Origin of the sequence: Hymenobacter sp. 5516J-16, assembly GCF_022919335.1 — a bacterium.
Lineage (GTDB): Bacteria > Bacteroidota > Bacteroidia > Cytophagales > Hymenobacteraceae > Hymenobacter > Hymenobacter sublimis.
Genome location: NZ_CP095058.1, coordinates 1,517,890 through 1,530,119 on the forward strand (window position 1 = coordinate 1,517,890; position 12,230 = coordinate 1,530,119).

General features: G+C 57.4%; 10 protein-coding genes and 3 pseudogenes. 12 read left to right on the forward strand and 1 reads right to left on the reverse strand.

Features of this window, described 5'->3' with window-relative positions; all coding sequences use genetic code 11:
- Positions 1-19: 19 nt before the first annotated feature.
- From guaB to MUN84_RS07450, 11 genes and pseudogenes are all read left to right on the forward strand, one after another.
- Positions 20-1,491, forward strand: a pseudogene (guaB, locus tag MUN84_RS07400) (IMP dehydrogenase).
- Positions 1,492-1,689: 198 nt separating this feature from the next.
- A complete protein-coding gene (locus MUN84_RS07405; protein ID WP_244697297.1) occupies positions 1,690-2,394 on the forward strand; it encodes a hypothetical protein in 705 nt (234 codons plus the stop codon).
- Positions 2,355-3,785, forward strand: a complete 1,431-nt coding sequence (locus MUN84_RS07410; RefSeq protein ID WP_244697298.1) for a PP2C family protein-serine/threonine phosphatase — start codon at positions 2,355-2,357, stop codon at positions 3,783-3,785. Before MUN84_RS07405 ends, MUN84_RS07410 begins: the two co-directional genes overlap by 40 nt.
- A 14-nt stretch (positions 3,786-3,799) precedes the next feature.
- Positions 3,800-4,129, forward strand: a complete 330-nt coding sequence (locus MUN84_RS07415; RefSeq protein ID WP_188556127.1) for an STAS domain-containing protein — start codon at positions 3,800-3,802, stop codon at positions 4,127-4,129.
- 25 nt (positions 4,130-4,154) lie between these two features.
- Positions 4,155-4,568 (forward strand): ATP-binding protein, encoded by a 414-nt coding sequence (locus MUN84_RS07420; RefSeq protein WP_244697299.1) that lies wholly within the window; start codon positions 4,155-4,157, stop codon positions 4,566-4,568.
- Positions 4,569-4,763: 195 nt separating this feature from the next.
- On the forward strand, positions 4,764-5,279 hold the full coding sequence (locus MUN84_RS07425; RefSeq protein ID WP_244697300.1) for a hypothetical protein: 516 nt from the start codon (positions 4,764-4,766) through the stop codon (positions 5,277-5,279).
- Positions 5,280-5,314: 35 nt separating this feature from the next.
- Positions 5,315-5,395: pseudogene (locus MUN84_RS07430) on the forward strand (hypothetical protein); the annotation flags it as partial.
- A 57-nt stretch (positions 5,396-5,452) separates the two neighbouring features.
- Positions 5,453-7,060: a peptidylprolyl isomerase gene (locus tag MUN84_RS07435; protein WP_410780094.1), complete on the forward strand. Its 1,608-nt coding sequence runs from the start codon at positions 5,453-5,455 to the stop codon at positions 7,058-7,060.
- Between the two features lie 339 nt (positions 7,061-7,399).
- A complete protein-coding gene (locus tag MUN84_RS07440) occupies positions 7,400-8,788 on the forward strand; it encodes a peptidylprolyl isomerase (RefSeq protein ID WP_244697301.1) in 1,389 nt (462 codons plus the stop codon).
- Positions 8,789-8,882: 94 nt separating this feature from the next.
- Positions 8,883-9,844, forward strand: a pseudogene (locus tag MUN84_RS07445) (AAA family ATPase).
- An 86-nt stretch (positions 9,845-9,930) separates the two neighbouring features.
- Positions 9,931-10,371 carry a hypothetical protein gene (locus MUN84_RS07450; RefSeq protein WP_244697302.1) on the forward strand — a complete coding sequence of 147 codons (441 nt, stop codon included), beginning with the start codon at positions 9,931-9,933 and terminating at the stop codon, positions 10,369-10,371.
- 186 nt (positions 10,372-10,557) lie between these two features.
- On the opposite strand, the gene MUN84_RS07455 is transcribed toward MUN84_RS07450, so the two are convergent.
- Positions 10,558-11,442, reverse strand: coding sequence for an SDR family NAD(P)-dependent oxidoreductase (locus MUN84_RS07455; protein ID WP_244697303.1), 885 nt, complete (start codon positions 11,440-11,442; stop codon positions 10,558-10,560).
- Between the two features lie 194 nt (positions 11,443-11,636).
- On the opposite strand from MUN84_RS07455, the gene MUN84_RS07460 reads away from it, so the two are divergent.
- Complete coding sequence (locus MUN84_RS07460) at positions 11,637-12,215, forward strand: GNAT family N-acetyltransferase (protein WP_244697304.1); 579 nt, start codon at positions 11,637-11,639, stop codon at positions 12,213-12,215.
- The last annotated feature ends 15 nt before the right edge of the window (positions 12,216-12,230 follow it).

Consider the following 12,230-nt stretch of genomic DNA (forward strand, 5'->3'; position numbering starts at 1 on the left):
ACCTAACCTTCTTGTTGCCATGGCCGACTACGCTGCCAAAATTGCCTTCGAGGCGCTTACCTACGACGACGTCCTGCTCCTGCCCGGGTACTCCGAAACCCTGCCCCGCGACGCCGACCCCAGCTCCCAGCTCACCCGCAACATCCGCCTCAAGCTGCCGTTCGTTTCGGCGGCCATGGACACCGTGACGGAGGCCGAAATGGCCATTGCCATGGCCCAGGAAGGGGGCATCGGCATGATTCATAAGAACATGAGCATCAAGGCTCAGGCCGAGTTGGTACGGCGCGTGAAGCGTTCCGAGAGCGGCATGATCCTGGACCCGTTCACGCTGGAAGAGCACGCTACCCTGGCCGACGCCAAGCAGCTAATGCGCCACAACAACATTGGCGGCATTCCGATTGTGGACGACCAGCGCCGCCTGAAGGGCATCCTGACCAACCGCGACCTGCGCTTCGAGAAAGACATGACCCGCTCCGTCTCCGAGGTCATGACCCGCGACAACCTGGTAACGGCCAACGCCGGCACCGACCAGGCCCTGGCCGAAGATATTCTGCAGGATTCCAAAGTGGAGAAGCTGCCGGTAGTTGACACCGAAGGGCGCTTGGTAGGTCTCATTACCTATAAAGACATTCGGAAGCGCCGCCGCACGCCCAATGCCTGCAAGGACGAGTTCGGCCGCCTGCGCGTGGGCGCCGCCGTAGGCGTGACGCCGGATTTGCTGGACCGCATTGCCGCCTTAGTAGAAGCCGGCGTAGACGTAGTAAGCGTGGATACCGCCCATGGCCACAGCAAGGGCGTACTGGATGCCGTGCGCAGCATCAAAGCTAAGTTTCCGAAGCTCGAAGTTATTGCCGGCAACGTAGCCACCGCCGAAGGTGCCCGTGCCCTGGCCGACGCCGGCGCTGATGCCGTGAAAGTAGGCGTGGGTCCCGGCTCTATCTGCACCACCCGCATCATTGCCGGCATTGGAGTGCCCCAGCTGTCGGCCGTGCTGGAAGCGGCCCGCGGCCTGGAAGGTACCGGCGTGCCGCTCATTGCTGACGGCGGCATCAAGTACTCCGGCGACGTAGTGAAGGCCCTGGCGGCCGGCGCCGGCACCATCATGATTGGCTCCCTGCTGGCTGGCACCGAAGAAGCCCCCGGTGAGGTTACCCTGTTTGAGGGTCGCAAGTACAAGAGCTACCGCGGTATGGGCTCGGTAGAAGCCATGGAAGAAGGCTCCAAGGACCGTTACTTCCAGGATGCTGAAGACGACGTAAAAAAGCTGGTGCCGGAAGGCATTGTGGGCCGCGTGCCGTACAAAGGACTCGCCGCTGAGGTGCTCTACCAGCTGGCCGGCGGCCTGCGCGCCGGCATGGGTTACTGCGGCGCTGCCACCATTGAGGCCCTGCAAACCGCTCGCTTCGTGCGTATTACCGGGCGGGCCTCCGCGAGTCGCACCCCCACGACGTGCAGATTACCCGTGAGGCTCCTAACTATAGCAGCCGGTAAGTTTTCCTTACGTTTGCCCCTTTAAGACCGCACGAAAGAAGCCGGCCGCCTGGTAGCAGTCGGCTTTTTTTGCGCGGTTCCGTAAGAGGGGCCATTGGCTAAATGCAGCGGGCAAGCGTATCTTTTCAAGCGCACCGCGTATCTTGGGCATCCATTTGCTTTCCTCTCCGGCCCCTGAATACTAGTACTCCCACCTACATGTCGTTTGCCCGGAAGCTGAATTCTCTTCTGCTACCCTTTTCTATTCTGAGCTGGCTAGGGCTGTTGGCTTGCGCGCTGCTGTACGCGCATCCAACCTTGTTGGGGCAGGCGGTGGCACTACCTGGCTGGCTGCTGCTGCTGCTGCAAGCCATCTTCACGGCCGCCATTTTCCTGCAGGAGCGGGCAGTAACTGACCGCCTCCGGGGCCTCGACTTTATTGGGCTGTTGCGCCGTTTAGTGCTAGGTCCGGGGTTGCTGGCTACGGCCTGCGTGGGCCTGCACTTGCTCCAGCAGCTTATCCGTCAGAACCTACCCAACACCAGTTCCTTAGCCTTCACGGCAATTTATACCGTGAACATTGGCTTGTTCGTGGTATTACTGGCCCGCACGAATTACGTCTGGCGCTCCTTGGTGCTGTTCCGTTCCTCGGCCCGGCTTCGGACGCTCTGGACCTGGTTTGAAGTTTTGCTGGGTGCCACGTTGCTGCTGCGGCTGTTCACCTGGACCCCGCCTTTTGGGCTCGACACAGCGCTACTGGGCGTTATGGCCGCGTTTGGCGCCTACATTAGCAGCCACCAGAAATGGGTAGCCTACCTCAGTCGCCGCCAGAAGCTAGAGGCTGTGCTGCTGCAACTGGCCGTTATTCTGAGCATGGGGTGTTTGTGTTTTATTTCTTGCACACCCTGCAAGATCCGCAGCTGATTGCGCCCGGCACCCAGCACGAGTTTCTGATTCTCAATGCCTTTTCTGCCAGCTTCTTTGCCATAATGGGCCTGCTGGTTACGTTTTTTAACCTGCCCACGGCGGGCGTATTTGAGCAGAAGCGGGAAGAAATCCTAAGCCTGCAACGCCTCACCCAACTGATTCAGCGCGGACAGAATGCCGAGGAAGTGTACCGCATGTTCTTTGATTCAGCTATCCAAACGGTGGAAGCCGATGCTGCGTGGCTGGAGCTGGACAGCACCGAGGAGGAATACGTGGGTCAGCACTACCACATTGCCCCTGAGCAGGCCCAGGGCATTCGCCACCTGCTTATCGATTACAACCTAGGGCACATTGAGTACCTCAACAATGATCTGCCCAACAGCAGTGGCTTCCGGAATCTGGAGCTACCCTTCGGTTCTCTCATTGTGATGCCCCTGCGCTCCAGCAAGCGGCAGTACGGCTCCTTGTACATGCTGAAGTCTTCTACTCAAGGCTTCGACCGGGAAAACCAGAGCATCCTGCAAACCTTTGCCAGCCAGACCGTACTCAGCATTGAGAACTTGCAGCTGGTGCAAGCTTCCTTGGACACCCAACGGGTACAGGATGAGTTGAAGATTGCTTCGGCGGTACAGGACAGCCTGATACCGAAAAACTTACCGATTGACAACTGGTTTGAAATCAGTTCCCACGCCTTAGCGGCCACGGAAGTAGGCGGCGACTTCTACGATTTCTTGCACTTACCTGGTCGGCGTTTGGCCGTGCTTATCGGCGACGTATCTGGCAAAGGGGTAACGGCTGCTTTCCACGTGGCCCAGATGAAAGGTATTTTCCATGCCCTCATGCAGGAAAACCCTTTGGCCCGCAACGAGCGGGAGAAATTTCCGGTGCCGAGCAAATTCATGGCCCAGGCTAACAATGCCCTGGCCCGCTGCCTAGAGAAGGCAGCCTTCATCACGGCCTCGCTCTACATCATTGACTATGAGCACGGTGGCTTTGTGTTTGCACGAGCTGGCCACTGCCACACGTTGTACTACCACTCCATTAAGGAAGAGGTTTCCTACTTCCGTACGGCCGGTCTGGGCTTAGGCATTATCCGGCACGACGGGTACGAGAAGTACATCAAAAACCAGTTTTACGACTACAACCCCGGCGACGTCATGGTCATTTACACCGACGGGATTGTGGAAGCCCGGGGCAACGACCAAGAGGAGTATGGAGAGGAGCGGTTACAGCAAATGTTAGAGCGCACCTACTACCTGGATGCCGACCAGATTAAGGAACAGATCCTCACCGATTTAAACGAGTTCAGCCGGGGCCAACCCATGCACGACGACCAAACCTTATTGGTTATTAAGTTCAAAGCGTCCCAACCCGAACCCAGCCTTTAACGTAGCACGGAGGTATGAAAATAACTCAACAATCAACCGAAAATACTCTTACCCTGAGCCTGGACGGGGAGTTGGATGCCAGCTCGTCCGTAGTTCTTGATACTGAGCTTAATAAGGCTGAAATTCTGGACAACCAGAAAGTACTGATTGACTGCCGCCGGCTCAACTACATTTCCTCGGCCGGTTTAGGCGTGTTTATTTCTCATCTGCAGCGTTTCCAAGATGCAGGCGTCAAGCTGGTGTTTTTCAACATGCAGGAGAAGGTGCACAACGTTTTTGAAATTCTGGGACTTGATTCGCTGATGACGATTGTACCGTCGGAGGCTGAAGCTACTGCTATTTAGTCGCTCATCTGAGCAACCGAGGGGAATGGAACACGCAATCCGAATCAGCTGCACACGCCGCAACCTTAAGGTGGTGCGTGATTTCGTGAGCGACTTTTTACTCCGTTACCATCTCTCTGACTTGCTGGTCAACCAGATTATTCTGGCCGTGGATGAGGTAGTAGCCAACCTGATTATTCACGGCAATGGCGAAGACGAGTCGCAGTTTTTGGATGTACGCATTGCGGTAGTAAATAAAGAGTTTGGCATCGAAATCGAGGACACAAATCTGACGTCATACTCCCCCGCCAGCTACCACGAACCCGATTTGCAGGAGTACGTGCGTATTGGCAAAAAAGGCGGAGTAGGTATGATGTTGGTTAACCGCATTATGGACCGGGTGGAGTTTACCACCCACGCCGGTCATAATCTGTGCCGGCTGTACAAGAAACTTGGTTAAGGACTCGTTAGAGTCTAGTAATCAGAAAAGCACTCCGTGCGCGGAGTGCTTTTTTTATGGCCCATCCGGGCGGTAGTGTTCGGTTAGTTTCCGCTCCGGCTACGCGAAAAAATCCGTAAAATTGCAACAGTAGCTTTTCCCTACCCGGGCCGTTGCCGGCCAGATTTCCCGCTTTGCCGATTCCTTATTCTCTGTATGCATAAACGCATTTTGTTTGCCAGCACCGCCGCGGCCGCTTTACTGGCCGGGTGCCAAGCCTCCAAACCTACCACTGCGGCCAAGTCGCCGACGCTGGAAACGCTGGGCAGCACGGAAGTGCCGGCCTCGGAATTTGCCTACGTCTACCGCAAGAACAATAGCTCGGCCCCGGAATACGGCACCAAGGCCAGCGTACAGGAATACCTCGACCTTTATACCAACTTCAAGCTGAAAGTACTAGCCGCCGAGCAGCGGGGCCTGGACACTACCCAGGCCTTCAAGCGGGAGTTGGAGGGCTATAAGCAGCAGTTGGCCCAGCCCTACCTCACGGAGAAAAGCGTAACGGATAAGCTGGTGCGCGAGGCTTATGACCGCCTCAGCAAGGAGGTAAACGCCGCTCATATTCTGGTGCGCGTGCAGCCCGATGCGGCCCCTAAGGATACGCTAGCCGCCTACCAAAAAATTACGGCTCTGCGCCAGCGCGTTACGGGGGCGAAGACTTCGGCAAGGTAGCCCGCGAAACGTCCGAGGACCCCTCGGCCCGCGAAAACGGGGGCAAGTTGGGCTACTTCACCGCCATGCAAATGGTGTATCCGTTTGAGTCGGTGGCTTATGCCACGCCGGCGGGCCAGGTGTCGCAGCCGGTGCGCACGCGCTTTGGCTACCACATTATCAAGGTGAACGATGTGCGGCCGGCCCAGGGCGAAATCAAAGTAGCTCACCTTATGATTCGGGCTACCCCCGGTATGCCCGCCGCTGATTCGGCGACGGCCCGCAAGAAGGTGGATGAGTTGTATAACCGCTTGGCCCGCCGGGGCGAAAACTGGGAAAAGCTCGTTGGGCAGTTCTCGGAAGATGCTGGCTCGGCGGCCAATGGGGGGGAATTGCCGCCCTTTGGTACTGGCCGCATGATTCCGAGCTTCGAAGAAGTAGCGTTTAAGCTGCAGAAGCCCGGCGACATTTCCCAGCCCGTACAGACGCCCTACGGCTGGCACATCATCAAGCTGATGGAAAAGCAGCCTGTGCCTTCCTTTGAGGCTATGGAACCCACGCTCAAAAGCAAGGTGGCCAAAGATTCTCGCTCGGAGCTGAACCGCACCGCCTTCCTCAAGCGCGTACGCACCGAAAATAACTTCACTGAAAATCAAGCTGGCAAAGAGTACGCCTTCGCCAAGGCCGATACTGCCTTGGTAGCGGGCCGCTTCCAGTACACGGCTCCGGCCGCTACCCCCGCCAAAGGTAAAAAGCCCACTGGCGACGCCCAGACACTGTTCACCATCGGCGGCAAACCCTACCTAGTATCCGACTTCCTGACTTACGCCCAGCAAAACCAGAAGCCCCGCGCCGGCGCCGACGCCCGTTTTGCCATGCAGCAGCTCTACGACCAGTACGTGGACCAGAGCCTGACCGAGTACGAGAAGGCCAACCTGGAGACGAAGTATGAGGACTACCGCATGCTGGTGAAAGAGTACCGCGACGGTATTCTGCTGTTCCAACTCATGGATGAGAAGGTGTGGAGCAAGGCCATTGAGGACACAGTAGGCCTACAGAAATTCTTCACGGAAAACCAGGCCAAGTATCAGTGGGAGCCTCGCGTGCAGGCCACCGTCATCAGCGCGGCCAGCCCAGAACTGCTGGCCAGAGCTCAGCAGTATCAGAAAGCAGGTCGTTACCAGCTGAAGAATGGGCTGCCGGCTCCGCTACCCTTCCGCACCAATTCGGCCGAATTGCCAGCTACTGTACCTGCCCTAGACGATGTAGCAGCTCGCCTTACTTCTGACCCGACCCTGAGCGTAAACGTGGTGGGCCGAGTGAAGCGGGGCGAAACAGCCGCCCTAGCCCGCCGCCGCGCCGACCGAGTAACTGCCTATCTGCGAGGTAAAGGGGTAACGGCCGAGCGCCTGCGCACCACTGCCGAAAGCAAACCGGCCGCCGCCCAGGTAGCATTCGAACTGACGACAACCAATCCCGCGGCCTTGGAGGAAATGATGAACGGGCAGAATCCTCTGGCCGTGCAGGTGCAGCAACGCAGCTTCCAAAAGGGTGATAACAAAGCCGTGGACCAGTTCCTGACTAGCGCCCCCGGCACATATACCGCTCAGCAAGACGGCCGCTACTACGCCATCAGGGTTGAGAAGCAGCTGCCGGCCGGGCCCAAAACCCTGGCTGAGGCTCGCGGCCAAGCCACTTCCGACTACCAAAACTACCTGGAGAAAGAGTGGCTCAACCAGTTGCGCGCCCAGTACCCGGTAAAAGTCAACCAGGCTGAAGTTGACAAGCTGGTGACTAAATAAAAGCCACGATAATTCAAGTAACATCATCCTGAGCGCGGCGAAGGACTTTTTCTACCGCTGAACGAGTATCGTAGCAACGACTCGTTCAGTAGTAGGAAAAGTCCTTCGCCGCGCTCAGGATGATGTTTTTCAATTATTCAGTAAAAGGGCACTACGTCTTTATGCAACCTCCAGAACTAAAGCCCGCTCTCTGGATTGTGGTAGCACCAAAAGGGCCTACCCGTTGTTTTTGCCGGAGAAAGGATTTATGATGAAATTTACGGGCGGCTTTTGGCGTTTTGCCTGCTGTCTGGCCTTTGCGTGCGTGAGGTTACGCCCAGGGCATTACGGAACTACTCCATGATTCATTTTTTGCAAGTATCGGCCCGGAAGGTGCTGCTCAGTGCGGCCCTATTGGCCGCTTCTGCCACGGCCAGCTACGCCCAACTGGGCATCGGCCGGCCGGTAGGGCTACGCGTAGTTGACGGCATCATTGCCAAAGTTGATAACCAGATTGTTCTCCGTTCCGACCTGGAGGCCATTTACGCCCAGGAAGAAGCCCGTGCCGAAGGAAAGCCCCTGCCGCCCGATACCAAATGCCGCATTCTGCAGAGCCTAGCTCTAAATAAGCTACTGCTCGCCAAGGCCGAAACCGATTCGGTTGTGGTAGAAGACGCGCAGGTAAAGGGCGAGCTAGACCGCCGGATGGCGTACTTCATCCAGCAGATTGGCTCCGAGAAAAAGCTTGAAGAGTACTATAACAAGCCTGTAAAGCAGCTTAAAGAGGAGTTGCGCATTCAGGTGAAAGAGCAGCTGATTCAGCAGAAAATGCAGGAACAGATTGCGGGCAAAGTATTGGTAACACCGCGGGAGGTGCGTCAGTTTTTCGCGCGCATGCCCAAGGACAGTCTCCCCTATTACTCCACGGAAGTAGAGGTAGGCCAGATTGTGAAGCTGGCGAAAACCAACTCCAAGGCCAAGCAGCAAACCCAAGCCAAGCTCAATGAGTTGCGTGCCCGTATTGTGGCTGGTGAAGACTTCGCTACGTTGGCCAAGCAATTCTCCCAAGACCCCGGATCGGCGGCCGAAGGCGGCTACCTCGGCTTTTTTAAGCGCCGGGAGTTGGTGCCAGAGTACGAAGCAGCGGCCCTGCGCCTAGAGCCCGGTGGGTTGTCGCCCATCGTAGAGTCGCAGTTTGGCTTTCACCTGATTCAACTAATTGAGCGCAAAGGCGACTCGTTTAGCACCCGGCACATTCTGCTCAAGCCCGAAACCGGCGCGGCCGACACAAACGAAGCCGCCCAGGAGCTAGCCAAATTGCGCCGCCGCATCCTCGGCGACACCATCACCTTTGCTAAAGCAGCCAAGGACAACTCCGATGACAAGCTAACCAGCGGTAACGGAGGCCTGCTCCAGAACCGCCGCGACGCCAGCACCTATCTACCCCTAGACCAGGTTGATCCGGCCATTTTCTTCACCATCGATACGATGAAAGTGGGCAGCATTACGCCGCCCCTACCCTATCGTACCGATGATGGTAAGGAAGCCGTGCGGATTCTGTGGCTGAAGTCGAACACGGCCCCGCACCAAGCCAACCTCACCGACGACTACCAGAAGATTGCCGCGGCAGCCCTCAACGAAAAGAAAAACAAAGCCCTGGATGCCTGGTTTGCCCAGAACCGCGGCACCGTATATCTCGAAGTGGACCCGGAGTACTCCGGCTGCCGGCTGCTGAATTCTTCGTTATAGGAGCTAGGAGTGCAAAGTCAGGAGCTAGAATCGTCATTCTTTCGCTCCGGGCTTTGCACTCCTAGCTCCTTACTTCTAGCTTCTTCTCCTACATATGACATTCGCCTCCGATAAAGAAGCCGCCGACGCGCTGGCCCAGTCCTACCAGAAGTTGCGCCAGGAAATCGGCAAGGTTATTATCGGGCAGGAAGAGGTAGTAGAACTGGTGCTGACGGCCGTCTTTTCGCAGGGCCACTGCCTGTTGGTGGGTGTGCCGGGCCTGGCCAAAACCTTGCTCATCCAGACTATTGCTGATTCGCTGGACCTTTCCTTTAACCGGGTGCAGTTCACGCCCGACCTGATGCCCTCCGACATTGTAGGCTCGGAAACCCTCAATCAGCAGCGCGACTTCCACTTTGTACCGGGGCCTATCTTCGCCAACATTGTGCTGGCCGACGAAATCAACCGGACCCCACCCAAAACCCAAGCGGCCCTGCTAGAAAGTATGCAGGAATACGCCGTAACGGTAGCGGGCAAGCGCTACCCCCTGCAGCGACCGTTCTTCGTGCTGGCCACCCAGAACCCCATTGAGCAGGAAGGAACATACCCCCTGCCCGAAGCTCAGCTAGACCGCTTCATGTTCAACATTGAGCTGGGCTACCCTAGCTACGAGGCGGAACTGCAAATCGTAAAAAACACGACTTCCGACACCAAGCCCACGGTCGGTAAAATCCTGCACGCCGCCGAAATCCAGGCTTACCAACAGCTGGTGCGGCGCGTACCAGTAGCCGACAACGTGATAGAATACGCCGTGAGCTTGGTGCACAAGACCCGCCCAAATACGGGCCGGGCCGCAGCCCGAGCTTCACAGCTCCTGGAGTGGGGCGCCGGCCCCGGGCCTCCCAGCACCTGATTGTTGGGGCCAAGTGCCACGCCCTGCTCCACGGCAAATACTCGCCTGATATTGAAGATGTAAAAGCCGTGGCCCTGCCCATCCTACGTCACCGCTTGGTGCGCAACTTTAAAGCCGAGGCCGAGGGCGTTACTGTGGAGCAAATCGTAAAAGAACTTCTTTAGCCAGATGAACGGCCCTGAGGCGGACGCCGAACAGCATCCGCTCTACAGCCATTCACGTTTACCTTTCAACATTCAACTTTTCACTAGTGGAAGCAGCCGGGTACTACCAGCAATTTGAGCGCAACCTCGACATCATTTTGAGCGGCCTGGAGGCTGGCTTGGATATTCGCCCGACGGCACTCGGCACGTCGTTGCCGCTGGAGGTGTATGTGCTGAGCGAGGTGCTGAACCAAGGCGGCGGCCAGTTCCGCCTCACCACGGAAAGTGCCCTAGAGCGCCTGCGCGAGTTCTACACCCAGTTCCGCCAGAATGAAGCTGACACGGAAGCCCTCATGCAGCGTATTCTGGCCGATAAGAAAGCCGTAATGCGCACGCCAGAAGGTCGCTTGCTCACCAAGGAAATGCTCATTCGCCGACTAGAGTACTTCAACGAAGCTGCCCGCCAAGTAAACGTAATGCGCAACCAACACGCCTTGGGCAGCCCACCTCAGTCTCGCTCGGGTGTAGGTCTTGAACTGCAAAAATAACTCACGGACTGAGCCGGATTCTTCGGGTTACACAGCTTCTGTCCTGCTTTTGAGCCAGTTATCGGCTCAACAAAAAAGACGCCCCTTGACGGGAGCGTCTTTTTTGTTTTCGTGATACAACGTGTGGCCAGAAAGAAGTCGAAACCGGTGTCCGTGTAACCTGAAGAATCCGCCTCAGTCCGTGATTTAGCTCATCGAGGCCATTGCGTCCTTCCGTACCTTGGTGTTGCCTTCTTTAGAGTGCTTAAGATTTAGCTCGCCGGCAGGCTCCTGCTTTAGGTGGCTGGGCACTTCGTCGCCGTGCGGGCCCTTGGAAATTGTAACGCCGCCATCGACGTAGTAGGTAGCGCCGGTAACGTAGCTAGCCTCATCGGAGGCCAAGAACAGGTACACGTTTGCCACTTCCTCGGGCGTTCCGCGGCGGCCAAGAGGTACGCCCTGCACCGTCAGCTTCTCCATTTTGGCATTCATCGGGCCGGTTTCCTTATGGGTCCAGGCGGTATCAATGGGGCCGGGCCCCACAATGTTGGAGCGCACTCCAAACTTGGCCTGCTCCACGGCCACGCCCCGCTGGAAAGCGTGCACGAAGCCCTTGGTACCACCGTAAGGGGTGTTCTGCGGCTCGCCCATGTGGCCCGCTTCGGAACCCGCCGACACAATGTTACCGTGGGTCTTTTGCAGGTAGGGAATGGCGGCCCGGGTCATCATGAAGTTGGAATAAATATTATTCTTAATCATGTACTCGAACGCCTCCGTAGGGTATTTGTCGATGGTGGAGACGGTGGGGAAGGCGCCGGCATTATTAACCAGAATATCTAGTTTGCCGAACTCATCAATGGCTGCTTTCACGCAGGCTTTGGCGGTTTCTTCGTAGGAAATGTCGCCGAGGTAGCCGATGGCCCGGCCGCCTTCCGCCAGAATTTCGTCCACCACGTCGCGCACCGGGTCGTCGCCGAGGCCAACGACAACTACAGCAGCCCCCTCCCGGGCAAATTTTTTGCTGATGGCTTCGCCTATGCCTGCGCCGCCGCCCGTTACAATGGCTACCTTATTTGCGAGTCTGCCGAACATAATAGGAAAGAAGAAAAGGTTGAAAAATAGAATGCAGGTACCTGGTTTAGCTGCAGCAGTTCATTTGCAGGTAGTTAGGTTGCATTTTGAACGACAGACCGGCCTCGGGGTTTCCGGAACAACGGGTTGGGGGTAGCGGTTTGGCCGCTGCTGGGGTGTCCGTCGTAGTACTTCCGGCCATATTGCCCCAAATCATGTACGACGCTGCCCTGCCCCTGCCTAGCCCTTCCGGCGCGCCCTTGCTGGCAGCGCGGCTTACCCTACGGCCCTACCTCCCCTCCGATGCTTCAGCCTTTTACCAGCTGATTCAGGATAACCGGTTTCGCCTCCGACCCGCCTTTCCGGCCCGGGAGGCCAGCGTGCAAACGCCCGCCGATGCCGGGCAGGTGCTGGCGCAGTTCCGGCAGGATTGGGCCGCGGGCCGGCTCTACGTGCTAGGCATCTGGCACACCGCTACTGGCCACTACCTCGGCGACATCAGCCTGAAACCCAACTGGACGGCTCCCGTCACGCTGGAAATTGGGTACTACCTCGCCGCCGCCGCCGAAGGCCACGGTTACGCCCGGGAGGCGCTAGCGGCGGTCGTGGAATTTGGGTTTGGCCCCTTGCGAGCGGCTCGTCTGCTTATTCGCTGCCGCGCCACCAACCCGCGCAGCTGCGCTGTGGCCGAGGCCGTGGGGTTTCAGCCCTTGGCTCCTCGGCCGCGCCCCTGGCCACTGCGGGCCCTGGCTTCCTCCGATATTCTATATTACTACCTAAAGCGCGAGCAGTAACGCAGGAAATTAGCA